Annotated in this window: 29 protein-coding genes; 11 read left to right on the top strand and 18 right to left on the bottom strand. The window is 62.4% G+C overall.

Features of this window, described 5'->3' with window-relative positions:
• Positions 1 to 88: 88 nt before the first annotated feature.
• From ILFOPFJJ_RS05195 to ILFOPFJJ_RS05170, 6 genes are read right to left on the bottom strand one after another with little or no spacing between them, the layout of a single operon-like run.
• A complete protein-coding gene (locus tag ILFOPFJJ_RS05195) occupies positions 89 to 838 on the bottom strand; it encodes an ABC transporter ATP-binding protein (protein ID WP_173509466.1) in 750 nt (249 codons plus the stop codon).
• On the bottom strand, positions 835 to 1665 hold the full coding sequence (locus ILFOPFJJ_RS05190) for an ABC transporter ATP-binding protein (protein WP_173509465.1): 831 nt from the start codon (positions 1663 to 1665) through the stop codon (positions 835 to 837). The genes ILFOPFJJ_RS05195 and ILFOPFJJ_RS05190 overlap by 4 nt, the downstream gene beginning before the upstream one ends.
• Positions 1662 to 2594, bottom strand: a complete 933-nt coding sequence (locus ILFOPFJJ_RS05185) for an ABC transporter permease (protein ID WP_173509464.1) — start codon at positions 2592 to 2594, stop codon at positions 1662 to 1664. Before ILFOPFJJ_RS05185 ends, ILFOPFJJ_RS05190 begins: the two co-directional genes overlap by 4 nt.
• On the bottom strand, positions 2591 to 3652 hold the full coding sequence (locus tag ILFOPFJJ_RS05180) for an ABC transporter permease (RefSeq protein WP_173509463.1): 1062 nt from the start codon (positions 3650 to 3652) through the stop codon (positions 2591 to 2593). The genes ILFOPFJJ_RS05185 and ILFOPFJJ_RS05180 overlap by 4 nt, the downstream gene beginning before the upstream one ends.
• Positions 3653 to 3676: 24 nt before the next feature.
• On the bottom strand, positions 3677 to 5317 hold the full coding sequence (locus ILFOPFJJ_RS05175; protein WP_173509462.1) for an ABC transporter substrate-binding protein: 1641 nt from the start codon (positions 5315 to 5317) through the stop codon (positions 3677 to 3679).
• A gap of 47 nt (positions 5318 to 5364) precedes the next feature.
• Complete coding sequence (locus ILFOPFJJ_RS05170; RefSeq protein WP_173509461.1) at positions 5365 to 6420, bottom strand: dipeptidase; 1056 nt, start codon at positions 6418 to 6420, stop codon at positions 5365 to 5367.
• A 335-nt stretch (positions 6421 to 6755) separates the two neighbouring features.
• On the opposite strand from ILFOPFJJ_RS05170, the gene ILFOPFJJ_RS05165 reads away from it, so the two are divergent.
• On the top strand, positions 6756 to 7997 hold the full coding sequence (locus ILFOPFJJ_RS05165) for an alpha/beta hydrolase (protein WP_173509460.1): 1242 nt from the start codon (positions 6756 to 6758) through the stop codon (positions 7995 to 7997).
• A 53-nt stretch (positions 7998 to 8050) separates the two neighbouring features.
• Here ILFOPFJJ_RS05165 and ILFOPFJJ_RS05160 read toward each other — a convergent pair whose 3' ends face one another.
• Both ILFOPFJJ_RS05160 and ILFOPFJJ_RS05155 read right to left on the bottom strand, forming a co-directional pair.
• Positions 8051 to 8392: an SMR family transporter gene (locus ILFOPFJJ_RS05160; protein WP_173509459.1), complete on the bottom strand. Its 342-nt coding sequence runs from the start codon at positions 8390 to 8392 to the stop codon at positions 8051 to 8053.
• Between the two features lie 52 nt (positions 8393 to 8444).
• Positions 8445 to 9005 (bottom strand): TetR/AcrR family transcriptional regulator, encoded by a 561-nt coding sequence (locus ILFOPFJJ_RS05155; RefSeq protein ID WP_173509458.1) that lies wholly within the window; start codon positions 9003 to 9005, stop codon positions 8445 to 8447.
• Between the two features lie 141 nt (positions 9006 to 9146).
• Between ILFOPFJJ_RS05155 and ILFOPFJJ_RS05150 the strand changes: the two genes are divergently transcribed.
• The gene (locus ILFOPFJJ_RS05150; protein WP_173509457.1) at positions 9147 to 9539 is read left to right on the top strand and encodes a globin domain-containing protein; all 393 of its coding nucleotides are present in this window, start codon (positions 9147 to 9149) and stop codon (positions 9537 to 9539) included.
• Between the two features lie 6 nt (positions 9540 to 9545).
• A complete protein-coding gene (locus ILFOPFJJ_RS05145; protein WP_173509456.1) occupies positions 9546 to 9914 on the top strand; it encodes a DUF423 domain-containing protein in 369 nt (122 codons plus the stop codon).
• Positions 9915 to 10028: 114 nt separating this feature from the next.
• Here the strand turns inward: ILFOPFJJ_RS05145 and hmuQ are convergent, their stop codons facing one another.
• The 5 genes from hmuQ to ILFOPFJJ_RS05120 all read right to left on the bottom strand — a co-directional run bounded on the left by hmuQ (position 10029) and on the right by ILFOPFJJ_RS05120 (position 12775).
• Positions 10029 to 10343, bottom strand: a complete 315-nt coding sequence (gene hmuQ / locus ILFOPFJJ_RS05140) for a heme-degrading protein HmuQ (protein ID WP_173509455.1) — start codon at positions 10341 to 10343, stop codon at positions 10029 to 10031.
• An 11-nt stretch (positions 10344 to 10354) separates the two neighbouring features.
• Positions 10355 to 10624, bottom strand: coding sequence for a hypothetical protein (locus ILFOPFJJ_RS05135; protein WP_173509454.1), 270 nt, complete (start codon positions 10622 to 10624; stop codon positions 10355 to 10357).
• Positions 10625 to 10685: 61 nt separating this feature from the next.
• Positions 10686 to 11096, bottom strand: coding sequence for a DUF2325 domain-containing protein (locus ILFOPFJJ_RS05130; RefSeq protein WP_173509453.1), 411 nt, complete (start codon positions 11094 to 11096; stop codon positions 10686 to 10688).
• A gap of 280 nt (positions 11097 to 11376) precedes the next feature.
• The gene (locus tag ILFOPFJJ_RS05125) at positions 11377 to 12300 is read right to left on the bottom strand and encodes an energy transducer TonB (protein WP_173509452.1); all 924 of its coding nucleotides are present in this window, start codon (positions 12298 to 12300) and stop codon (positions 11377 to 11379) included.
• 37 nt (positions 12301 to 12337) lie between these two features.
• Positions 12338 to 12775, bottom strand: a complete 438-nt coding sequence (locus ILFOPFJJ_RS05120; protein WP_173510158.1) for a hypothetical protein — start codon at positions 12773 to 12775, stop codon at positions 12338 to 12340.
• A 256-nt stretch (positions 12776 to 13031) separates the two neighbouring features.
• Here ILFOPFJJ_RS05120 and hemP point away from each other — a divergent pair, with 256 nt between their 5' ends.
• The 7 genes from hemP (at position 13032) to ILFOPFJJ_RS05085 (ending at position 18146) form a co-directional block, all read left to right on the top strand.
• The gene (hemP, locus tag ILFOPFJJ_RS36185; protein ID WP_246299465.1) at positions 13032 to 13142 is read left to right on the top strand and encodes a hemin uptake protein HemP; all 111 of its coding nucleotides are present in this window, start codon (positions 13032 to 13034) and stop codon (positions 13140 to 13142) included.
• A gap of 10 nt (positions 13143 to 13152) precedes the next feature.
• A complete protein-coding gene (locus ILFOPFJJ_RS05110) occupies positions 13153 to 14214 on the top strand; it encodes a hemin-degrading factor (RefSeq protein ID WP_173509450.1) in 1062 nt (353 codons plus the stop codon).
• Between the two features lie 9 nt (positions 14215 to 14223).
• Positions 14224 to 15174 (top strand): heme/hemin ABC transporter substrate-binding protein, encoded by a 951-nt coding sequence (locus ILFOPFJJ_RS05105; RefSeq protein WP_173509449.1) that lies wholly within the window; start codon positions 14224 to 14226, stop codon positions 15172 to 15174.
• The gene (locus tag ILFOPFJJ_RS05100) at positions 15161 to 16285 is read left to right on the top strand and encodes a FecCD family ABC transporter permease (RefSeq protein ID WP_173509448.1); all 1125 of its coding nucleotides are present in this window, start codon (positions 15161 to 15163) and stop codon (positions 16283 to 16285) included. Before ILFOPFJJ_RS05105 ends, ILFOPFJJ_RS05100 begins: the two co-directional genes overlap by 14 nt.
• Positions 16286 to 16294: 9 nt before the next feature.
• Positions 16295 to 17086 (top strand): heme ABC transporter ATP-binding protein, encoded by a 792-nt coding sequence (locus ILFOPFJJ_RS05095; protein ID WP_173509447.1) that lies wholly within the window; start codon positions 16295 to 16297, stop codon positions 17084 to 17086.
• Between the two features lie 192 nt (positions 17087 to 17278).
• On the top strand, positions 17279 to 17641 hold the full coding sequence (locus ILFOPFJJ_RS05090) for a DUF883 family protein (RefSeq protein WP_173509446.1): 363 nt from the start codon (positions 17279 to 17281) through the stop codon (positions 17639 to 17641).
• Positions 17642 to 17714: 73 nt separating this feature from the next.
• Positions 17715 to 18146, top strand: coding sequence for a hypothetical protein (locus ILFOPFJJ_RS05085; protein WP_173509445.1), 432 nt, complete (start codon positions 17715 to 17717; stop codon positions 18144 to 18146).
• Between the two features lie 133 nt (positions 18147 to 18279).
• On the opposite strand, the gene ILFOPFJJ_RS05080 is transcribed toward ILFOPFJJ_RS05085, so the two are convergent.
• The 3 genes from ILFOPFJJ_RS05080 to ILFOPFJJ_RS05070 form a co-directional block, all read right to left on the bottom strand.
• Positions 18280 to 19782, bottom strand: a complete 1503-nt coding sequence (locus ILFOPFJJ_RS05080; RefSeq protein ID WP_173509444.1) for a sensor histidine kinase — start codon at positions 19780 to 19782, stop codon at positions 18280 to 18282.
• Between the two features lie 145 nt (positions 19783 to 19927).
• Positions 19928 to 20482 carry an RNA polymerase sigma factor gene (locus ILFOPFJJ_RS05075; RefSeq protein WP_173509443.1) on the bottom strand — a complete coding sequence of 185 codons (555 nt, stop codon included), beginning with the start codon at positions 20480 to 20482 and terminating at the stop codon, positions 19928 to 19930.
• Positions 20483 to 20490: 8 nt separating this feature from the next.
• Complete coding sequence (locus ILFOPFJJ_RS05070) at positions 20491 to 20703, bottom strand: NepR family anti-sigma factor (RefSeq protein ID WP_173509442.1); 213 nt, start codon at positions 20701 to 20703, stop codon at positions 20491 to 20493.
• A gap of 138 nt (positions 20704 to 20841) precedes the next feature.
• Here ILFOPFJJ_RS05070 and ILFOPFJJ_RS05065 point away from each other — a divergent pair, with 138 nt between their 5' ends.
• Positions 20842 to 21636 (top strand): response regulator, encoded by a 795-nt coding sequence (locus ILFOPFJJ_RS05065; RefSeq protein WP_173509441.1) that lies wholly within the window; start codon positions 20842 to 20844, stop codon positions 21634 to 21636.
• Positions 21637 to 21881: 245 nt separating this feature from the next.
• Here the strand turns inward: ILFOPFJJ_RS05065 and ILFOPFJJ_RS05060 are convergent, their stop codons facing one another.
• Positions 21882 to 23465, bottom strand: a complete 1584-nt coding sequence (locus ILFOPFJJ_RS05060; RefSeq protein WP_173509440.1) for an FGGY-family carbohydrate kinase — start codon at positions 23463 to 23465, stop codon at positions 21882 to 21884.
• 89 nt (positions 23466 to 23554) lie between these two features.
• The gene (locus tag ILFOPFJJ_RS05055; protein ID WP_173509439.1) at positions 23555 to 24220 is read right to left on the bottom strand and encodes an HAD family hydrolase; all 666 of its coding nucleotides are present in this window, start codon (positions 24218 to 24220) and stop codon (positions 23555 to 23557) included.
• Positions 24221 to 24224 lie beyond the last annotated feature (4 nt).

The raw sequence follows: 24224 nt of genomic DNA, 5'->3' as shown, positions 1-24224 counted from the left end.
GAACAACGCCCCGAAGCTCTTTTCGGGGCGTTTTTTGTTGTTTCAGAAGCAGTCAGGGTGAGGAGCGACCAGAACCCCGGATCGATATTCAGCCCCGCCGAAATCCCTTGCTCGCCACCATCAGGTTGCGCGTATAGTCCTCGCCGATCCGTCCCGCGACGAGATCAGCCGACGACAGCCGCTCGACGACGCGTCCGTTCTGCATGACCGCCAGCCGGTCGCACATATGGGTGACGACCCCGAGGTCGTGGCTGACCATGATGAAGGTCAGCTTGCGGTCGCGACGCACCTGTTCGAGAAGGTTGAGCACTTCCGCCTGGACAGATGCATCGAGCGCCGACGTCGGCTCGTCGAGCAGAAGGATCGAGGGTTCGAGAATGAGCGCGCGCGCGATGGCGATGCGCTGGCGCTGGCCGCCGGAAAGCTGGTGCGGATAGCGGAAGCGGAAGCCCGAACCGAGCCCCACCTCGTCCAGCGCCTTCAGGATGCGGCGTTCGCCGTCGCCGACGCGGTGGATCGCCAGCGGCTCCAGCAATTGCCGGTCGACCGTCTGGCGCGGATGCAGCGAGCCGTAGGGATCCTGGAATACCATCTGCACCGAGCGGTAGAAGGCTTTGTCGCGGCGAGCGCCCAGAAGCTGCCGGTCCTCGACGCGGATCGTACCCTCGGTTACCGGCGCAAGTCCGGCGACCGCCCTCAGCAGAGTCGATTTGCCCGAGCCGGACTCGCCGACGAGACCGAAGGACTCGCCAGGAGCCACATCCACGTCGACGGCGTCCAGCGCCTTGAACTCGTCAAAGCTGACCGTGAGGTTTCGAACGGAAACGGAAGTCGTCATAGCGCCCACTCCGGTTTGCGGTCGAGTACGGGCAAGGGATGGCGATCCGCCCCGATGACTGGCATGCAGTTCAGGAGGCCCTGCGTATAGGGATGCTTGGCGTTGCCAAGATCCGATGCGGCGATTTCCTCGACGATCCTGCCGGCATACATGACCAGCACCCGATCGCAGAAGGACGAGACGAGCCTGAGATCATGCGAGACGAAGATCAGTCCCATGCCGCGATCCGCAACCAGCTTGTCGAGGATCGACAGCACTTCCAGCTGCACCGTGACATCAAGAGCGGACGTCGGCTCGTCGGCGATCAGAAGCTCCGGCCCGGCGACGAGCATCATGGCGATCATCGCCCGCTGACCCATGCCACCCGAGACCTCGTGCGGGTACAAGTCGAAGACGCGGGCCGGGTCGCGAATCTGCACGGCCGCGAGCATATCCAGCGCCCTCTCCCGGGCCTCCGCGCGGCCGATCTTCTCGTGACGCCTCAGCGTCTCGACGATCTGCCGGCCGATACTCATCACCGGATTCAGCGAATATTTCGGATCCTGCAGGATCATTGCGATGCGCTTGCCGCGGAGATCCCTGCGGATTTTTGGCGGCGCGGAAAGCAAATCGATACCGCCGAACGAAAGTGTCCCAGTAACCTCGGCATGCGAGGGCGTGAGCCCCATGATCGCCCTCCCCGTCTGCGATTTGCCGGACCCGCTCTCGCCGACGATGCCGAGGCGTTCGCGCCCGAGCGTGAAGGAGACGCCGCGGACCGCCTCGATGACACCGGTGCGCGTCGGGAAGCGAACCCTGAGGTCGTCAACGGTCAAGAGCGCTGTCATTGGCCGCTCTCCCGTGGATCAAGCGCGTCACGCAGGCCGTCGCCGAGCAGGTTGAAGCCGAGGCTGACGATCAGGATGGCGATGCCGGGCATCGTGGCGACCCACCATTGATCGAGAATGAAGCGGCGGCCGGAGGCGATCATCGCGCCCCATTCCGGCAGCGGCGGCTGCGCCCCCAGGCCGAGAAACCCGAGACCCGCCGCCGTCAGGATGATGCCGGCCATGTCGAGCGTGACGCGCACGATGAGCGACGACAGGCACATCGGCATGACATGGCGGAAGATGATGCGCGCTGGCGATGCCCCCATAAGCTGCACGGCGGCGATATAGTCCGAGTTCCGCACCGTCAGCGTCTCGGCCCGGGCGATGCGCGCATAGGGCGGCCAGGAGGTGATCGCGATGGCGATAACGGCATTCTCGATGCCGGGTCCAAGAGCCGCAACGAAGGCGAGCGCCAGCACGAGCTTTGGAAAAGCGAGAAAAATGTCGGTAATGCGCATCAGCACGGCGTCGATCCAGCCTCCGGAGTAGCCGGCGACAGCACCGACGATGAGGCCGACCGGCGCGGCGATGACCGCGACGAGCACGACCACCGCAAGCGTCAGCCGCGACCCGTGGATCAGTCGCGACAGGATATCGCGGCCCTGGTCGTCCGTGCCAAGCAGATATCCCTCGCTGCCGGGCGGCAACAGCCGCGCTCCCGCAAGATTGCCGACCACTGGCGAATGCGGCGCCAGCACATCGGCAAAGGCTGCCACAAAGACCAGCCCGAGCAGAATGATCAGGCCGAGAACCGCAAGACGATTGGCCGAAAAACGGCGCCAGGTCATGTAGGCGCGGCCGAGACGCGCCTGGGTGCGCGACTGTGGCCGGTCGGACAGCAGCCATTCGCGGCGCGTCATCGGTCGTGTTTCGGTGGCAAGGCTCATCGTGCGCGCGTCCTCGGATCGAGCGTCCGGTAGAGGAGATCGGACAGGAGATTGATGCCGATGAAGACCGACCCGATAACGATCGTTCCGCCAAGCACGGCGTTCATGTCGGCATTCTGCAGCGAATTGGTGATGTAGAGGCCGAGGCCCGGCCAGGCGAACACGGTCTCGGTGAGCACCGAGCCTTCAAGCAGGCCCGCATAGGAAAGCGCGATCACCGTCACGAGTGGCACGGCTGCATTGCGGAGCGCGTGGCCCCAGATGATCCGCGCTTCCGAAAGGCCTTTGGCGCGCGCGGCGACGATATATTCCTGCTGCAGCTCGTTCAGCATGAAGCTGCGGGTCATGCGGCTGATATAGGCGAGCGAGAAATAGCCGAGCAGCGAGGCCGGCAGAATGATGTGGCGGAAGACATCGCGGAAAACATCCCACTGCCCCTGCCAGAGCGCGTCGACGAGATAAAAGCCGGTGATCGGCGAAAACGTATATTCGTAGACGACATCGATACGGCCGGGATAGGCGACCCATTGCAGCCGCGCGTAAAAGACGAGCAGGGCCAGCAAGGCGAGCCAGAAGATCGGAACCGAGTAGCCGACAAGGCCGATGACACGAACGATCTGGTCGGCGATGCTGCCGCGCTTGACCGCTGCAAGCACTCCAAGCGGCACGCCGATGAAGGCGCCGATCAGCGTCCCGAGGGTCGCAAGCTCGATCGTCGCCGGGAAAACGCGGCGGATGTCCGTCATGACCGGGTTGGTCGTGAGCACCGAAACGCCGAAATCGCCGGAAAGCGCCTGTCGGACATAGATGAAGAATTGCTGGTAGAGAGGCAGGTTGAGCCCCATCGCCTCACGGGTTCTCTCGACCACATGCGAAGGCGCCCGGTCGCCAAGGACGGCGAGCACCGGATCGATCGGAATCACCCGGCCGATGAAGAAGGTGACGGCGAGAAGGCCGAGATAGGTGGTTGCCACGACGACAAGGAATTGCAGCGCCGAGGCCACAGCCTTTCGGGAACGGGCGCGTCTGCGCCCGCTCGGTCGTTCTATTCCGCTCATGCTCAAGGGAACGTTCCTTTCGGCCTATTCCTTGGAGACGTTCCAAACGTAGTTGGTGTCGAAGCTCGGACCGAGCTTGAGACCCTTCAGGTTGCCGCGAAGGCCCGCAACTTCCGTCTGCTGGAAGATGATGACGAACGGGCTCTCCGCGAGAACGGTCTTCTGGAGTTCCTTGTAGGTCTCGGCGCGCTTGGCGCTATCACGCTCGAGGAGCGCTTCCTTGGTCTTCTTCGTCAGCTCCGGAACGTCCCAGGCATTACGCCAGGCAAGCGTCTTGTTCTTGCCTTCGTCGGAATTGTCCGGGTTGCTGGTGAAGGTTTCGGCGTTCGAGTTCGGGTCGAAATAGTCCATGCCCCACTGGCCGATATACATGTCGTGGTTGCGGGCGCGGTATTTCGTCAGCGTCTGCTTGCCATCGCCGGGGATGATCTCGAGCTTCACGCCCGCCTGTCCCAGCGTCTGCTGGAAGGATTCGGCAATGCCTGTGACCGGCTGACCGTTGCGAACATCCATGGTGACGGAGAAGCCGTCCGGATAACCGGCTTTCGTCAGCAATTCCTTGGCCTTGGCAACGTCGAACCTGTAGGGATTCTCGTCAAGCGCGCCGAGAACGCCCTTCGGCAGGAAGCTCTGGTGAATTTCGCCGATGCCCTTGATCAGCGTCGAGCCGATCGCGTCGTAGTCGACGAGATACTTGAAGGCTTCGCGCACCTCGGGCTTGGCGAGCTTTTCGTTCTTCTGGTTGAGGCTGATGTAATAGACGGTACCCTTCGCTGCACTGGTCGTCGCCAGATCGCTGTTCTTCGCCACGGCCTCGTAGTCGCCCGGTTCCAGGTTGCGGGCGACGTCGATGTCTCCGGCTTCGAGTGCCAGCCGCTGGCCGGAGCTTTCCTTCATGTGCCGGTAGATGACGCGGGCGAGCTTCGCCGGTTCGCCGTAATAGTTGTCGTTGCGCTCCAGCACGACGACTTCGTTCGCCCGCCATTCGCGCAGCTTGAACGCGCCGGAACCGGCGTAACCGGTCTTCAGCCATTCGTTGCCGAAGTCATTGTCGTACTTGTAATCCTCGGTTGGCGTCACCGGCTTGACGTGCTCGAGCACTAGCTTCTTGTCGACGACCGAAGCAACCGTCGCGGTCAGGCAGTTCAGGACGAAGCTCGGCGCATAGGGCTGGTCGACGGTGAAGACGAAGGTCGTTTCGTCGGCTGCCTTCGCCTTTTCGGTGACGTTGTCGCCGTTGAGGCCGAACTGGGTAAGGATGAAGGCCGGGCTCTTGTCGAGCTTCACAGCGCGCTCGAACGAATAGGCGACGTCCTCTGCCGTGATCGGATTGCCGGAAGCGAATTTCAGGCCGGACTTCAGCTTGAACGTATAGGTCAGGCCGTCATCGGAGACCGTCCAGCTCTCCGCGAGGTCGCCAACGACCTTGGTCGTGTCGTTGAGGTCGAGGCGGACAAGCAGGCTGTAGGTGTTGCTGGTCATCTCGGCGGTCGAAAGCTCGAAGGCTTCGCCCGGATCCATGGTGATGATGTCGTCGATAGCGAAGGCTTCGACCAGCGTGTCCTTCGGCGTCTCTGCGAATGCAGGCTGCGCGGCTCCCATTACCATTGCAAGTGCTGCCGAAGCGGCAAGCAGTCGAAAACGTCCATTGAGCTTGTGCATCATTTTTGCAGTTCCCTCGTTTTATGCCCTTTCCGGGCTTTCTTCATAGGTCAGGCAGCTTCGTGCCATGCCTGTCCCAGAACTCTCAGCCAGTTCTCCCGGCATATCTTTGCCAGTTCGGCATCACCATATCCGGCGTCTTTCAGTGCGGCAACGAGCTTCTGGTTACCCGCCGCGTCGCCTATTTCCTCCGGTATTGTCGCACCGTCGAAATCCGATCCGAGCGCGACGCAATCGATTCCCATGCGTTCGACCATGTAGTCGACGTGGCGCACCATATCGGAAAGAGGCGTTGTCGCGTTCTCCTGCCCGTCGGGGCGCAGCATCGTCGTCGCATAATTGAGGCCGACGAGCCCACGGCCTTCGCGCACGGCATCGAGCTGCCTGTCGGTGAGATTGCGCGCGACCGGCGTCAGCGCATGGGCATTGGAATGGCTGGCGACAAGCGGCTGGTCGGTGGTCTTGGCCACATCCCAGAAGCCCTGCTCGGTGCTGTGCGCCAGATCGATCAGGATGCCGAGCCGGTTGCAGGCTCGCACCAGCTCGAACCCGGCCTCCGTGAGGCCAGGGCCTGTATCCGGCGACATCGGGTAGGCGAACGGCACGCCGTGGCCGAAGACGTTATGCCGGCTCCAAACCGGCCCCAGCGACCGAAGCCCGGCGGCGTAGAAGGTTTCAAGCGCCGAGAGATCGGGGCCGATCGCCTCGCACCCCTCCATATGCAGGACGGAGGCGAAGACACCGTCGGAGATCGCCGAGCGGATTTCCGCAGTCGAACGACAGAGCCTCCAGGCTCCGGCGCTATCGAGCCTGATCGCGATGTCTGCAAGCTCCATAGCCGTAGCAAGCGAAGGCAGACGATCAAGCGGCGCGGACAAAGGGGTAGCATAGTGGCCGCTTTCATCCGGCGTCTTCAGCACCAGATCGCCCGACGGAATATAAATCGCAGAGAGACCACCCGCGAGGCCGCCAATGCGGGCACGCGGCGCATCGATGTGGCCCTTGTCGGTTCCCTCGACGAATTCGGCTATCGGATCGCCTCCGCTGCGGCTGTGCTGCCAAAGGCGCAGAAGCACGTCGTTATGGCCGTCGAAAACCGCCTGCATTCCTTAGAATTCCTTCGCATTATCAGGGAGATCGGATGGAGTGCTTCCATGCCTCATCCAAAGAAGGGACGCGGCGATGCTATTGAAACCCATCGACCATTTCAATGAATTTCAGGGGTTTTTCCCAGCGCGGCATGTAGCGAAATGTTGCATGAATGCACCGCGGAAAGGCCGACGAGACCGGAGCGCCATAGAAAAACGCCATTCGAAAGGTGTCCACAGGCAGAAAATCTGCCATGGCTTTCGCTGAACGCGAGCTTGCGTACGATCATCTTCGGTTACGACGACCGTCGAAAGCTGTGCGGGGAGTGTCGAGGTTGCCGTCAATCCGGTTTATGAGTCTGAGAACGCGGTCGCGCCGCACGCTGCTTTGCCTGGGATTGATGCTGTCGGTCGCCGGCTGCGGCGGTCGCCCCGTCGGGGTTCTGGTTCCCTCGGGTACGGCGGCCGGCGCATCGGAAGTCGACCTGCTGGTGGCAACGACGCGCGCTCCGTCGGCCGATCCCGGCATTCTCTACACCGGCGAGCGCGCGCCTCAACTGTCGCTGACCGAAATCGTCGTCTCGATTCCTCCGGCCAGCAACCGGAAGGTCGGTCAGGTCCAGTGGCCAAAGAAGCTGCCGGCCGATCCGACGCGTGAATTCTCGACGGTCAGTGTCAAGCCGCTGAAGCCCGGCCCGGAAGCGCAAGGCTGGCTCAAGGCGCAAATGCCGGAGAACCGCCGCGTCCTGATCTTCGTTCACGGCTTCAACAACCGGTTCGAGGATGCGGTCTACCGTTATGTCCAGATCGTCCACGATTCGGGCGCCGATGTCGCTCCGATCATCTTTACCTGGCCGTCGCGGGCCAGCATCTTCGACTACAACTACGACAAGGAAAGCACCAACTATTCCCGCGACGCCCTCGAGGAGCTCCTGCACCGCGCATCAAAGGACCCGTCGGTCGGCCAAATTACGCTGATGGCGCATTCGATGGGATCCTGGCTGACGGTCGAGGCCCTGCGGCAGATGGCGATCCGCGACGGCCGCATCGCCCCCAAGATCACCGATGTCATCCTCGCCTCGCCCGATCTCGACGTCGACGTCTTCGCCAAGCAGTTGGAGGCCATGGGCAAATCGAGGCCCAAGTTCACGCTCTTCGTTTCGCGCGATGACCGCGCACTTACCATCTCCCGGCGGATCTCAGGTAATATCGACAGGCTCGGGCAGATCGACCCGTCGGTCGAGCCCTACAGGAGCCAGCTCGAGAAGGCAGGCATAACGGTGCTCGATCTGACCGCGCTTAAAGGCGGGGACAGGCTCAACCATGGCAAGTTCGCCGAGAGCCCGGAGGTCGTGCAGCTCCTCGGCAATCGGCTCATTGCCGGCCAGACGGTAACGGATTCCGATGTCGGGCTCGGCGAACGTGTTGGAGCCGTTGCGCTCGGCACCGCGCAGACCGTCGGCAGCGCTGCCAGTATCGCGGTCTCGACGCCGATCATGATCTTCGATCCGCGCACACGCGAGAACTACGATGACCAGGTTCGCCGCTTCGGCCAATCCATGGAAAATACGGTCGGCTCAGCCGTTACGCCCTGAGGGCAGCGCGAACACTGTCTTGAGCACGGCCCTTTGCGCGGCCCTTCAAGCGCTCAGTGAAACGTCGACTTGGAAAAGAGATTGAGGACCAGCACGCCGGCGATGATGAGCGTTAGCCCTAGGATCGCCGGCAAGTCGAGCTTCTGGCCGAAGACGAGGTAGCCGGCGAGCGAGATCAGCACGATGCCGAGACCGCTCCACAGCGCATAGGCGATGCCGACCGGAATATAGCGCAGCGTATAGGACAGGAAAAAGAACGCGACGGCATAGCACAGCACCATGACCACCGTGGGCGCCAGCCGCGAGAAATGCTGCGCCGCCTGCATCGCGGAGGTGCCAAGAACCTCGAAGACGATTGCGATCACCAGGACCGTATAGAGCATGGCGGGGTTCATGGGATGTCTCCGGTGATAGGTGAGAGCGATCTGCTCCGACTTCTTTGCTGTACTATTGCAGTGAGAGCGCCTTGAGCCTCTGGAGCAGAAATGACCGCGTCTGTGCATCGAGTTCATGGCTCCCAAGCAGGTCCGCAAGCCAAATGCCGTCGGCGGCAAAACGGGCGAGGAGGCAGTTCGGCGAGGAATCGGTCTCGGCGAACTCGGCCGCGCGCTGTGCCACCCAATCGCGCCAACGCGCCTTGAGATGCGGTTCGGCGAGCAATGCAATCGTCAGCACCTGCCATCCCTTCCCGTCCGCTTCCGCCTCCAGTGCAAGGCAGATGGTCAGATAGGCGCGCGTGAACCGCCCCCGCTCGACATCGTCGCCCGCCATCGCCTCCTCGATCGCCCGATCGAAGCGCGCGACGAGCTCGTCGAACAGGCCGTCGAGCAGGGCGAGCTTGTTCGGAAAATGGTGCAGGAGCCCGCCTTTGCTGACGCCTGCCGCCTGCGACACGGCGTCCAGCGTCACGGCACCGATCCCCTGCTCCAGCGAGAGGCGCGCGGCGACATCCAGCAGTTGCTGACGAACCCGCTCGGGCTGTTTCTTTCTGTGATAGGCGTTTGACATGCCTCATAAAGATACCGTCTGGACGGTTTGTCAAGTGCCCATGTCATGGTGCGCGGCGCGATGAAAGGCCGCAAACGGAAATGGTGAAAGAGATTGTCGGAAGACGGATCGCGTTATAACAGATCGATGAAGGACGACGATATGCCGGAAACCAAGACGACGACACTCTATGAAGCGATCGGCGGCGACGCCACGGTTCGCGCGCTCACACGACGCTTCTATGCGCTCATGGACAGCCTCCCGGAGGCTGCCCGGTGCCGGGCCGTCCATCCGCCAGACCTCTCAGGCAGCGAGGAAAAGTTTTACGAATATCTGACCGGCTGGCTCGGCGGACCGCCAATCTACATAGAAAAGCGCGGTCATCCGATGCTGCGCCGTCGGCATTTCATCGCGCAAATCGGTCCGGCTGAGCGCGACGAATGGCTTCTTTGCTTCACGCGCGCGCTCGAGGAGACGGTTGCCCATCCGAAGTTGCAGGCAATCATTCTCGAACCGATCACGCGGCTCGCCCATCACATGCAGAACAAGGAATAGTCTTCGATGCCGAACAGCGGAACGCGGGGGACGGTGCTTTTCGTCGCCGGGCTGATGGGGGTTGCCGGTGTCGCCGCCGCAGCAGCGGCGTCGCATGGCGCCGATCCGCGGCTTCTCGGCGGCGCTTCCGCCATGTGCCTCGCCCACGCGCCGGCGCTTGTCGCGCTCCATGCGGGGTGGACGCATTTCCGTACGGCTGCGATCGCGGCATTGTTGCTGGCCGCGGGCACCGCGCTCTTCGCGGGTGATCTCACCGCCCGCCATGCTCTCGGCCACGGTCTTTTCCCGATGTCGGCGCCGCTTGGCGGACTGGCGATGATGGCCGGCTGGCTCGCCGTGGCGCTCGGGATATTTCTGCCGTCGAAGGCAAGCTGATGGCTGCCGGAATGGGCGCCTCTCAGAGCAACTCCAGGGAAGGTGTGTAACGGCTTTCCCCCCGGAATTGTGTAGTTTCGAAGAGTCGGATCATTTCATTGTTCAATGAATGATCTAGGCGCCCTCGACCACCGAGTAACCCTCGAATTTCGGCGGACCGAGATACATCGCCTTGTTGTCGCCGGCGCTGCTGTGCGCCGCTCGGAAATTTTCCGACTTCGTCCAGGCGATGAAGGCGTCCTTGCTTTCCCAGGTCGATTTCGAAATGAAGGGTGTGTAGCCCTCTTCCGGCACGCTCTCTCCGCGAAGGAGATGGAACGCGATGAAACCGGGCATTTCGGCGAGGCTCGAGTCCCGGCCTTTCCAGACGGCTTCGAAAGCCTCTTCCTGGCCGATCGCAATACGGAAACGGTTCATCGCGAAGTACATCTCATCGCTCCCTATGCACGATCTTTTTTCAACGTGGCATCGATCCCGGCACTCGGGAAAGGCAGGATAACCCCCTCAAGCGGTGACACAAGCCCGAAAGGATCTCTGCCCGGCTGCCGTGCCTGCCAAGTGGGAAACTCGGCAACATTCGCATTTTCCTCCAGCAAGCGGGCACGGCGGGTCATGAGTTCATAGAGTTCGGGCACCAGTCCATCGCCGAACTGCGAGGCCAACTTGTGAAGGCCGATCATCATCATCTGATCCGGGCGCTCATCATTCATCGTCAATTCTCCGGGCACGGCGCGCCATGCGCACGCGTGCGTGGCATGTTCTTCGGATAAGTCAGCCGTCTCGGCTGCTGGTGGTGAGATCCTGCAGCGCCCGCTCAAGGCTGGATTTCGAGCCATTGCGCAGCGGCACGAAGGCCTTGCCCCACTTCTTACAGCCGGTCTTCACGCGAAGACACGCGTCGTGGCTGATGCAATCTATGGGGCAGAAGACGCAGTCGACTGAAGGAAGGACGCGGTCGATGCGCGACACCGCTTCGCGCAGGCCCCCGTCGTGATGGATCAACTCTGCACCAAAGGAACTGGCGATCTCACGCAGATGGGCAACCTGGCAGTCCCGGCCACCGACATAGAGAAAGCTGCGACCCTCGAGCGTCGCCTTGCCGGCATCAGGCCTCGGTTCGGGCGCTGCGTTCGCCGCTTTGCCCTTGCTGCCCTTGCCTGCGTTCTGCCGCTTGCCGCGCATGCATTCCTCTCCATCTTGCTTCCGTGGCACGCGGCACTTCGCCGTCGATCACCCCCGGGATTGATTCAGAGCACACACCGAACGGTTGCGTGATGGCGGCAACCTATTAAACTTGATAATCAGAGTAAAGTATAAACATGAGTTTCAAGTTCATATTTTTTTAGACCATTGTCGGGCCTCCGCTGCCACCACACACCCGCCGTTCGCCGGCCAATTACGGGCGCATGGCGAAAGTAAAAAACGGTGGGATTCGCCTCTTCCGCAGGCGTGCGAACGGCATTTAACGGGTGGTAAACGTCAGCGGGATGGTGAAAACCCAGCTGTCGCGACCTGCACCGGCAGGAATCGCCGGGAAGGGAGCCGCGCGGCGTACAGTGTCGAGTGCCGCTTCATCGAGGATCGGTGAACCTGCGCTCTTTGCCAGGCTGACGCCCGCCACGCCACCACCGGAGGTTACGGTGAAGCGAACGTGGGCGACGCCGCGCAACCGCTGGCGCTTTGCCTCGGAGGGATAGCGGAAGGCGCGATTGAGCTTGCTGCGCACCTTGCCGGGATAGTTCGACGCTGCGGCATTGCCCGATTGCTGAGCAATGCTCCCCTTGTTGCCCGCGGCGGCGCTTGCCGCGGCATTTTCGACGCCGTCGGCCTTGCCCCGGATCTGCGATTTCGCTTGCTCGCCGCCGTCACCGGCTTTTTTCCGCGTGACTTTCTTTTTCTTCACCAGTTCCTTCTTCGGCTCCGGTTTTTCCGCCTTTGGCTTCTCGACGTTTTCCGGCTCCGGCTTTTCTTCCGGAACGACGGTCTCGACGGGCGCCACGCTGGCTGTTACCGCGGCCTCCGCCTGCTGAAGGGTGGGGATCTCCTCCGCCGGCAGAATGACGTCCGCCTCCGTCGGCGTGATGTCGGACGGCTGCTGCGAAGCCACCTCCGGCGTGCTCGGCGGAACTTCCTCGCTGAGCTCCTCAGTCGGCTGAATCTCGTCCGGTTTCAGTTCTTCCGGCATGTCTTCGGTCGGCTCGACGATGTCAGAGGGATCACCCGCCTGGAGCGTCTGCTCGAAAGCGTCGCCAAGCAGCGTCACTTCCGTAGCAGCGCCGCCTGCAGTTTGGACGACCTCCTTATCTGGGCTGAACAGCATCGCGCCGCTTGCGTGCGCAAGAAGTGACAGTGCGATCGCCCCCGTCCATTTCACCGTCTGCTTCATCAATGCGTACCTTCATCGCCGACCGGCCGGCATCGCCTCAGCCCTTGAGCTCGACCGCCGACTTGGAACCGGTCTTGAGACCCGTCATGCAGGCGTTCTTGTCGACGCCATCGCCGACACATGCCGGTGCATCATTGATCAGGAGACTTTTCACCGACTCGCATTTCGTGCCCGGCAGATCGAATTGGCGCACCTTCGTCTTGCCGGCAGGCAGATCACGGAAGTCGAGCACGGCCATGCGCTCCACCAGTCCCTGCTGATCGAAGAGGACGAATTCAAAGGAGACTTTCGAGAGCGACTGCGGCAGCGCGTTGCCTGCAACGAACGTCAGTTTGCAGCCCTTCTCCGATGGAGCGACGTCGTTCAGCTCGATGGCGAGCCCACCCGAAGCCGCAGCCTCCTGCGCGATGGCTGGCGCGGCAGCGGGAAGGAGCAAGAATGCGGCCGAAAAAGCGAAACGGAAAAGACGCGTCATCATAACACCACTCGACATCTGCGCGTCTTGCCCGGCATTCCCGAAGGCTTCGCGCTCATAACTTGACTGTAATAATCCGGTATTGCGTCCTTAAATAAATATGAGTAATGAAGTCAAGATACTAATAGGAATACGTGGGAGGAATTCGGGAAACAGCCGGTTCGTCCCTCGCGAACTGGCCGAGACCGTGACACCTAACGATACAGATAACGCGCGCCCCTCGCAGCCGACCCTTGCCGGTCGAACCGAGCGAGTCGTGGAAAGCCGCGACCTTTTCCGCGGCGAAAGCGAGATCCTCATTTCGCACGACGGCACGATCTACCGGATGAAGATCACCCGTCAGGGCAAATTGATCCTGAATAAATAGGCAGACGACAATGATCGACAGCATTCGCCCAACCCCTTCCGAAATCCGCGCCTATCGCGCAGCAAACCCGAAGCTGCGCGAGCGCGATATCGCAGCGCAGCTCGGCGTCTCGGAAGCCGCGCTCGTTGCGGCAGAATGCGGCCTCACCACGGTCCGCATCGATAGCGACGCCAACCGCTTCCTCGCGCGCGTCGAGGAACTGGGCGAAGTGCTGGCGCTCACCCGAAACGAAAGTGCGGTCCACGAGAAGATCGGCGTCTACGAAAACATCAAGGCAGGAAAGGCCGCTGCCCTGGTGCTTGGGTCCGAAATCGACCTTCGCATCTTCCCCAGCGCTTGGGCTCACGGCTTTGCCGTCAGCAAGACAGACTCCAACGGTGAAATCCGCCGCAGCCTGCAATTCTTCGACAAGTGGGGCAATGCCGTCCACAAGGTTCACCTGCGCCCCGCCTCGAACCTCGCCGCCTACGAAAGGATCGTCGAGGACTTCCGTCTCCCTGACCAGTCGCAGGATTTCGTTGCCGACTCGAGCGCACCGACGAGCGACGACGGGCACGATGTCGCGGTCGATGCCACGGAACTCAGGGAGCGCTGGACGAAGCTGACCGACACTCATCAGTTCCACGGAATGTTGCGCAACCTGAAGATCGGCCGGCGCCAAGCCTTGCATACCGTCGGCGAAGACCTGGCGTGGCGCCTCGATCCGACCGGCGTCGAGACGATGATGCGCGGCGGCGCCGAAATCGAACTGCCGATCATGTGCTTCGTTGGCAACCGCGGCGTCATCCAGATCCATTCCGGTCCGGTTGCCCGCATCGGGGTGATGGGTCCGTGGCTCAACGTCATGGATCCGACGTTTCATCTTCATCTGCGCACGGATCATATCGCCGAATTGTGGGCCGTGCGCAAACCGACGACGGACGGGCATGTGACCTCGCTTGAGGCGCTCGACGCCAAGGGCGAGATGGTCATTCAGTTCTTCGGCAAGCGCAAGGAAGGTCTGGCCGAACGGCCCGAGTGGCGCAGCCTCGTAGAAGGCCTGCCCCGGCTGAACACGACTGCCGCAGCCTGAGGAACGATCATGATCACCGGTCTCGATTTCCGCCGCCTTCGCCGTTGGGAGCTGGCGCTTGCCGCCTTCGCGCTTTCCGCGCCGCTGCTGCTGCCGACGCTGGCCCCCGGAGGCCCCTCCTTCCTGCCCCCGGCAATGGCCGAGGACATGCAGCGACCGGACGTTTCCCGCGTCGTGTCGGTCGGTGGTGCGGTTACCGAGATCATCTACGCGCTCGGCGAGGAAAACCGCCTCGTCGGTCGCGATTCCACCAGCACCTACCCGGAACCGGCAACGAAGCTCCCCGATGTCGGCTATATGCGGCAATTGGCGCCGGAAGGCATCATCGCCGTCAACCCGACGGCGATCGTGGCAGTCGACGGCAGCGGACCGCCGGAGGCGCTTGCGGTGCTGAAGGAGGCAAACATTCCCTTCACCAGCGTTCCCGAGACATTCGACAGGAACGGTATCGTCGCGAAGATCCGCGCGGTAGGGGCCTTTCTCGGAGTTGAGGAAAAGGCGGAGGCGCTTGCAAAATCCGTGGAGCGGGACCTCGATGCCGCGCTCGCGGAGGCGTCAAAGCGCCCCGAGAGCGACCGCAAACGCGTCCTCTTCATTCTCAGCACCCAGGGCGGCAAGATCCTGGCTTCCGGCACAGGCACGGCCGCAAACGGGATTATCGAGCTTTCTGGCGCGGTCAATGCCGCTGGCGCATTTCCGGGCTACAAGGCACTGACCGACGAGGCGATCATCGAGGCCAAGCCGGATGTGATCCTGATGATGACCCGGGGCGGCGATCATTCGACCGGCGTCGACGAGCTGTTCGCCATGCCGGCCCTAAGCTTGACGCCGGCTGCGAAAAACAAGGCGCTGATCCGCATGGACGGGCTGCACTTGCTTGGCTTCGGCCCCCGCACCGCGGGCGCGATCCGTGAACTGAATGCCGCAATTTACGGAAAGAAGACCAATGCCCCGCAGTGAGGCGATGGAAGGCAGCATGCGCGCGCCTGCCTTCGCCGCCAATATCGTCAGCGAATGGCGCGCGGGGAACCGTTCGGGGCTTGCGCGCCTGCTGATTGTTGTGCTCGCGGTCCTTGCGGCGGCAACATTCGTCACGTCGATCATGACCGGCGCCGCCGACGCCTCGCTCTCCAATGTCTTCGATTGGCTTTCCGGTGCAGAGGGCGCCGACCAGGCGCTGAGTGCGCGCGACCGCATCATCATCCTCGATATCCGCCTGCCGCGGGCCGTGCTTGGCCTGCTGGTCGGCGCGTCCCTCGCCGTCTCCGGCGTGGTCATGCAGGGCCTGTTCCGCAATCCGCTCGCCGATCCCGGTCTCGTCGGCGTTTCGTCCGGCGCGAGTCTTGGCGCCGTTCTGCTGATCGTGCTCGGCGCCAGCCTGTTCGGCCCGCTCTTTGCACTCGTCGGTTTCTACGCGCTTCCGATCGCTGCTTTCTTCGGCGGCCTCGTCACGACCCTCCTCCTCTACCGCATTGCGACGCGCGGCGGCCAGACGTCGGTGGCGACAATGCTGCTTGCGGGCATTGCGCTCGGCGCGCTCACCGGTGCGGTCACGGGCGTCCTCGTCTTTATTGCCGATGACAAGCAACTGCGAGACCTGACCTTCTGGGGGCTCGGTTCGCTTGCCGGCGCCAACTGGACGAAAATTCTCGCCGCCGCCCCAATCATCCTCACGTCGCTTGCCGTGGTCCCCTTTCTGGCACGCGGCTTGAACGCGATCACGCTCGGCGAAGCGGCGGCATTCCACATGGGCGTTCCCGTGCAGCGCCTGAAGAACGTCGCGATCCTGAGCGTTGCGGCCGCGACCGGTGCGTCCGTTGCGGTCAGCGGCGGCATCGGTTTCGTCGGCATCGTCGTGCCGCATCTTCTGCGCCTCGTCATCGGTCCGGACCACCGCTACCTGCTGCCCGCCTCGGCCCTCCTCGGCGGGACGATGCTGATCTTTGCCGACATGCTGGCCCGGACGATCGTCGCCCCCGCCGAACTGCCGATCGGCATCATCACCGCCTTCGTTGGCGCGCCCTTCTTTCTCTGGATCCTGCTGCGCGGGCGATCGAACATGGGAATTTGAGAGCGCGTCATGATCACCGTTTCCGATATCTCCGTCCGCCTTGGGGGCAGGCAGGTCCTCCACGGCGTCTCGTTCGCCGCCGCTGCCGGTACGATGACCGCGATCGTCGGACCGAACGGATCGGGCAAGACAACCACCTTGAAGGCGGTTTCGGGCGAACTGTCGCCCGTCTCCGGCAGGGTCACCATCAACGGGCATGATCTCGCCGGCCTCAGGCCATGGGAGCTTGCGCTGAAACGCGGCGTCCTGCCGCAATCGACGGTTATTTCCTTCCCCTTCACGGTACGCGAAATCGTCCGTCTCGGCCTCTCTGCCGGCGGCACGGGCAGCCATGCCGCCAACGACCGCGTCGCCGATGATGCGCTCGAAGCCGTGGACCTGGCGGGCTTTGCCGGACGCTTCTATCAGGAGCTCTCGGGTGGCGAGCAGCAGCGCGTCCAGCTTGCGCGTGTCCTTTGCCAGATCTCGGCGCCGGTCAGCGATGGCGAGCCCCGTTATCTCCTGCTCGACGAGCCCGTATCGAGCCTCGACATCCGCCACCAGCTGACGATCATGCAGCTGGCACGCCAATTCTGTGAACGCGGAGGCGGCGTGGTCGCGGTCATGCACGATCTCAATCTGACCGCCATGTTCGCGGATCAGATGGTCATGATGAGGGCCGGCCGTGTCCGCGCAAGCGGGCCGCCAAAAAGCGTCTTGACCGACGAAACCATGGAGGCCGTGTTCGGATGCCGGATGCAGGTCAATGTGACCCCGGCAAGAGACATTCCCTTTGTACTGCCGCAATCGGTGGCGATCTGATCCCGATCGGCCGCCTGCGCGCCGTTTTTACTGCTGCCGGCAGCTGTTTGCGACAAGGGCAGGATTTATCGAAACAAAACTCGTCTTCGTGCGTTGTTCCGCTGAATGTCGGCCGAGGCGTGCCTCGCCGATGGGGGTTGAACACGCGCCGGCTGTCTTGGCCGGCGTTGCAGCGAAAGGGAGCTTCATATCATGGCAACGGGCCTCTTCTCGAGTTCGAGCACCAGGAAACGCAACGGCGGACATGGCGAATCCCCCATCGAAGATCAACTCCACGAAATTCGCGAGGACATAGCGGCGCTCGTCGGACTTCTCAGCGAGCGCGGGGCGGCCGTTTCCCACGACGCGAAAGCCAAGGCGATGGGCGCGCGCGATCGGGCCGAAGCCGATCTTGAAAATCTTCTGGCCAGCGGCGAGCAACTGCTCTCGGATTTGCGCGACCGCTATTCCGGAACGGAACGGGAGATCCGCAGGGCGGTGCGCGAGCATCCGATCGCAACGCTCGGCGCTGCGGCGGCGATAGGTCTTATCGCGGCTGCGCTTCTACGCCGATAACATTTCCATAGGGGTGAACAGCCAGGAAGCCCGCGTTTCCTGCACCGCTTGACGGGTGATCGGAGTAGCTTGCATGGGAACCCTCGGGGCCGCCTTGTCCGCCTTGCTCGCAGTCGACGTGACCGCCACCGCCTCACGCTACAGGCGCAACGTTTTTTTATGGGCGATCATCGCGATCTTGCTCGGCACCGCTTACGTCTTCGCGCTGGCAGCGGTCGCGTTGTTTCTCGCGGCACGCTATTCGCCCGTGGCAGCCGCTACGACGATAGCCGTCGTTCTGTTCGTGACGGCGTTGATCCTTATCGGCGTCATGGCAGGGCTTCGTGCCCGCGATAGACGGATCGCCGAAGCGCGCAAGCGTCGCGCGGCGCTCCAGGCGAATCTGGCACTTGTTGCCGCCGGAAGCATCGTGCGAAAGCAGCCGCTGCTCGCTGCCGCGACAGCCATCGCGGTGGGAGCCCTGCTTGGTGTCGGCAGGGGCCGCCGTCGCAGCGAAGAGCGCTGATTTCGCGCCGAGGCGGTATGATCTCGCGCGGTAAACGCCACCTCAATCGGCCTGCCGGCCACCTTCTCCCGGCAAACCACAGTCTCTCAATTCCCCACTCTCGCCTACTACGGGAACGTTACGGCAATCATGCCTATAGTGGCAGCCGGATCAGCGCGGTCACGCCGGCCGGCAGGTATTCCACCTTGACGGAACTGCCGATGACCTTGTCGAGGCTGCGTTCGATCAGGATCGAGCCGAAGCCCCGTCGTCTCGGTTCGCGAACCGGGGGACCGCCCACCTCCGTCCAGGTCAGGTGCAAGACGGCACCGCCGTCTTCGACGACGCCGCGCGCCGTCAGGACGACCTTGCCCTTCGGCACCGAAAGCGAGCCGTACTTCACGGCGTTCGTCGCCAACTCGTGCAGCACCAGCCCAAGGCCAACCGCCTGGTCCGGCCCCAGCAGGATCTCGTCCTTGTGGATCTCGACCTGTTCAGCGTAGTCGCTGACATAGGGGCGCAACTGCTTCGATATCAGCTCGGAAAGGTGGATCGTGCCCCATTCGTAGTCGGACAACAACCCGTGTGCGTCCGAGATGGCCTGGAGCCGGCCCGCAAATGCCGCCATGAATTCCACCGGATCGCTCGTCTGTCGAAGCGTCTGACGGGCCAGCGACTGCAGCATTGCCAAGGTATTCTTGACCCGGTGATTCAGTTCCTTGAGCAGAAGTCGCGTCCGCTGCACCGACTCCTGCTGATCTGTGACGTCGATGGTCATGCCGAGGAAGGTCAGTGGAGCACCCTTGCCGTCGCGGTCGAGCACCCTGCCGCGGCCAAGCAGCCAGCGCCCGCTGTCGCGGATGCGAAACATGCCGTCATATTCCTCGTTCGCCGCCATGGCCTCCCTGAGCTTGGAAAATGTCGCGACGCGATCGTCGGGATGAATGGCGGCGAAAATCGTCTTGGCACCGACGGAACGCTCGGCCCGAAGCCCGAACATGCGCATCATCGCGCTGTTGCCCGCAACCACGCCGGCACGGATGTCCCAGAGCCAACTGCCGACATTTGCCGCGTCAAGCGCCATGGCGAGGCGCTGCTCCTCGCGCGAAAGTGCCGCTTCCTTGAGTGCACGTCGGCGCGCCTCGTCCTTCAGCTTGAGCAGCGAGGCCGCAATATCGGCGACCCGGCGAAGGTCATCGACCAGTTTCGGGGCGATCTCCTGGCGCGGTGCCACATCGAAGACGCAGACGGTACCGACTGCCTGGCCGTCCAAAAGAATGCAGGCGCCTGCGTAGAACCGCAGGAACGGCGCATCAGTTACCCTTGGCCGATGACGAAATAACGGATGCCGGGAAGCATCGAGCACCACGAGGACGCTGCCGGGGTCCGCAATTGTGTGGAGGCAGAAGGATTCGTCGCAACGCTGTCGCGTTTCCGTTGTTCCAACGGCCGCCTTGAACCATTGCCATTCACTGTCAACAAGACTGACGAGCGCGATCGGCGCGCCGAACAGGCTTGCCGCGAGCTTCGCAAGACCATCGAAGTCGCCGTCCGGCACCGCCATGTCGGGTACGACCGCATGCAGCACGCCAAGTCTTTCGGGGGTGTCGAGCACCTGCGCTACCGCTGGAAGCATCGCCTCGGTCTTCTCGCGCATCCGGTCCAACTCCAACTCGCGCACCGCAGCAGAACCAATCAGGGTTTAGAAGTTCCCGCCATCACCGCGGTGACCGGTGCTCGCAGCAAAAAAGCAGGACCGCCTTCGACTTGCAACAGTCTGACGTCAAGAGCGCGCGGGAATATCATGAAACGAAGGCGCGCGAGGTGATGGGCGCCGAGGTCTCATCAGGGCCGTAATCGTTCTCGCCCTGCACCTGGAGAATTTCCTGCAGGCGCTGGCGGGCGCGATTGACACGGCTCTTGATGGTGCCCAGTGCGCAGCCGCAGATCGTGGCGGCTTCTTCGTAGGAAAAGCCGGATGCGCCGACCAGAATGATGGCTTCACGCTGGTCCGGTGGCAGCTGATCCAGAGCGCGCCGGAAATCCTGAAGATCAAGCGAACCATATTGCTCGGGGTGGTGGGCAAGGGTATCGGTGAAATGGCCGTCGCTGTCCTGGATCTCCCGGCCGCGCTTGCGCATCTGGCTGTAGAGCTCGTTGCGCAGGATCGTAAAAAGCCAGGCCTTCATGTTGGTACCGATCTCGAAATGATCCTGCTTGGCCCAGGCTTTCATGATCGTGTCTTGCACGAGATCGTCCGCACGGTCGTGGCGACCGATAAGCGACATGGCAAATGCGCGCAGGCTTGGCAGTGCAGCAAGCATCTCACGCTTGAATTCTTGGTTTTCGGACGACATTCCGGCGGTTACTCCCTGCCTTGCAGAACCGATCGGCCTTGCAGAGTCGAGTGCTGTTCCGCTGCGTCCAGCTTTTCCAGCAGATCGAGAAAGCGGGTTGGAATCGCCTCCTCTTGTACTGATTGATAGAGCGCTTTCAGCTTCGCCGCGATCTGTGCATTCGGATCGTCGGTCGACGAGCTTGTGCCAATCGGCCGCCCTGCCCCTGAATTATACCTCATTTTACAATCGTCACCTTCGAGAGTTCGCCTGCACCATAACGCAGAGGAAAAATGAAATGTTCCGGCGCGGAACCTTTTTTTCGGCGGGGCGTTTCCGCGTGGTGACAGAAATACAAAGAATGACCGAGGGAGTCCTGCATGACACTGTCGAACCGGATCGCTCCACTGCTGCCTTATCTGCGCCGTTACTCTCGCGCGCTGACCGGCTCGCAAACGTCGGGCGATGCTTATGTAGCCGCGGTTCTTGAAGCTCTTATCGCCGATACCACGATCTTTCCAGAAGCAAGCAACGACAGGGTCGCCTTGTTTCGCCTCTACACTTCATTGTTTGGTTCTTCCTCGGTCCTGATCCCGGAACCGGTTTCGCCCTTTGCCTGGGAACAGCGGGCGTCGGTCAACCTGGCGGCGGTATCACCGCTTGCACGCCAGGCCTTCCTGCTCGTGTCGGTCGAGGGCTTCAGCCCATCCGAGGCTGCAGAAGTGCTTAACGTCGATTCAACCAGATTGAGCGATCTTCTCGAGCGGGCCTCGCAGGAAATCTCCCGCCAGGTTGCCACCGATATCATGATTATCGAGGACGAACCGCTGATCGCGATCGACATCGAACAGATGGTCAAGAGCCTTGGCCATCGCGTCACCGGCATTGCACGCACCCGGGACGAGGCAATCGCTCTTTACAAGGAAACCAAGCCGGGCATGGTGCTCGCCGACATCCAGTTGGCCGACGGCAGTTCCGGCATAGATGCCGTCAACGAGATTCTGAAGACCAGTGCCATCCCGGTGATTTTCATCACCGCATTCCCCGAAAGGCTGCTTACCGGCGAACGGCCCGAACCGACATTCCTTGTTACGAAGCCCTTCAACCCTGATATGGTCAAGGCACTTATCAGCCAGGCACTCTTCTTCAACGAGTCGACGAAAGCGGCCGCCTGAGCCGCGAAGAACGGCGATCTTCCTGAGATCTTTCTGAAAAGCCTACAGTGCCAAACGCAAAACAGCCAGTGCCGAGGGAAGGGCACTGGCTGAGCTGAATCAACTCACAGAGGGGATGTGAGTTGGCAACCGGCGGTATGCCTCCGGCGTCACATTGGGGGCGATGTGCGCCACCGTCCGGTTGTACGCAAAAACGCGCGAAGGAAAAAAAGGTTCCAATAAAAAATGACATCGACGCGGCACCGTTATCGCATCGCCTCCAGCTCGGCGCGATGCCGGTAAAGCGTGAGAAACCGCCGATAGTCGCGGTCGTAGAGGTCGCGCGAGGCAGCATCGGGAAGACGGACCTCGCCGCCGGACGCCATCCCAGATCCGGCCTGTGCGAGACCGGAATAAAGACCGCCGGCCACAGCCGCCGCCATCGCGGTGCCGAGCAGCACTGCATCGGGCGTCTCGGGCGCAACGACGCGGCAACCGGTAGCGTCGCAATAGAGCTCCATCAGCAACGGATTGCGCACATGGCCGCCGGTCACGTGCAGCGTATCGAGGTTGTATCCCGCCTCTTTCATCATCTCGAGGATGTGCCGAATTCCGAGCGCAATCGCAACACAGGTGCGCCAGTAGAGACGGCAAAGCGCGTCAAAGGATGAATCGAGCGCGAGGCCGCTGATGACGCCGAGCGCATGCGGATCGGCCAGCGGCGACCGGTTGCCGTGAAAATCAGGTAGGACGTGCAGTCGATCGGCGAAGCTCGGGCCGTGCAGCGCACGCAATTCTTGGACGCGCTCGATGATCTTCCCATGCGTCTCCGCGGTCGGCTCGCACCCGGCACCATGCACGCGGACGATATGGTCGAGGAGCGCGCCCGTCGCCGATTGCCCGCCCTCGACCAACCAGCAGCCCGGAAACACCGCTTCGAAATACGGCCCCCACATGCCGAAGCCAGGCTTCATATCGCGCGAAAAGGCGACGATGCAGCTTGACGTGCCGCCGATGAGGGCCAGCTGCCGTTCGAGATTTGCGGGCTCGGCGGCAAATCCACCGAGCACGCCGAGCGCGCCGGCATAGGCGTCGATCAGCCCCGGTGCAACGCGGCATTCCGTATCGAGCCCAAGTTCCTCCGCCGCCGCCGCGCTCAAGCGCCCGACGGCACCTCCGACGGGCAGGGTTTCCTCAGGCAATCTTCCCCGGTCGAGAAGGTCCCCGAGACCGATCCGTTCGAGATAGTCCTGCTGCCAGCCACTCTCCTTGTGAGCGAGATAATTCCATTTTGCCGTCAGGGTGCAGCGCGAGCGAGCCGCGCTGCCTGTCGCGCGCCACGACATGTAATCCGCAAGATCGAAGAAATAGCCCGCCCTCTCCCACTGCCGCGGCAGGTTCCGCTTCAGCCACATCAGCTTCGGCATCTCCATCTCCGGCGACATCACGCGGCCGGAATGATGAAGAACGGGATGCTCCGTCGACGTACAGAAATCGGCCTCCGCCAGCGCCCGGTGATCGAGCCAGACGATCGTGTCCCAGCGCGCTTCACCGGCGCGATTGACCGAAAGCGGTGCGCCATCGCGGTCGCGCACGACAAGCGAGCAGGTCGCGTCGAAACCGATGGCCGCCACGCTTTCGGGCCGGACCCCGGCGTTGTCTCGTGCCACCTTGACCGCCCCGCATACGGCCGCCCAGATATCCTCAGAGTCATGCTCGGCGTGGTTTTCTTCCGGCCGGTTCATGGCAATCGGCCTGTCGGCCCGCGCAAGAAGCTTGCCTTTCCGGTCGAAAAAGCCGGCACGGGCGCTACCGGTTCCGATATCGACCGCAACGACCAATTCGCGCATCAATGGAAGTCCCCGTCCCGATGATTTTAGAGAGCTCAGAGCGGGATACGGACGGAAAACCGCTGCACGATCCGCGATCCTGTTCTGAATTACTGCCGGACAAACTGTATCAATTCGCCCATGTCGTCAAACAGCACATCGGGATCCAGTCTGGCCAGCGCCTGCCGGTGCAGGTCGTTTCGCGCGTGGCTTGCACCGGCGAAGGCGAAGACGCGCATGCCGGCCGCTTTAGCCGCTTCGATGCCGGCCGGGCTGTCCTCCACGACGATGCAGTCGGCGGGGACGTAGCCCATTTGCGCGCTCGCATAGAGGAAGAGATCGGGTGCCGGTTTCCCGTGCGTCACCATGCTTGCGCTGAAGATGTGCGGATCGAAGAGGTCGATCAGTCCGGTCACTGTCAGGGAAAGACGAATGCGCTCGGGCTGGCTCGACGAAGCGACGCAGCAGGCACCGTCGAGCTGCTCGACCGCCCGGCGAATGCCGTCAACGGGCCTCAGTTCCTCGCGGAAGCGTGCATAAAGGCGCGTGCGCATCCCTTCCAGAAAGGCGTCGTCGGTCGCAAGGCCGTGTTCGTCGCGAAGGATGGCGGACATAGTCTTCAAACTGCGGCCCAGAAAGCGTTCGCTCGCCTCCGCCGTCGTCATCGATACGCCGGCCGCATCCAGCGCCTCGACCAGAACCGCAAGCGAGATCGGCTCGCTGTCGACCAGGACACCGTCACAGTCGAAAATGACCAAGCTAGGGCCGTCCGCCATCGGC

This window comes from Sinorhizobium psoraleae, from assembly GCF_013283645.1.
Taxonomy (GTDB): Bacteria; Pseudomonadota; Alphaproteobacteria; order Rhizobiales; family Rhizobiaceae; genus Sinorhizobium; species Sinorhizobium psoraleae.
Note: the sequence above shows the minus strand (reverse complement) of the source record. Positions and strands in the feature narration are given on the sequence as shown.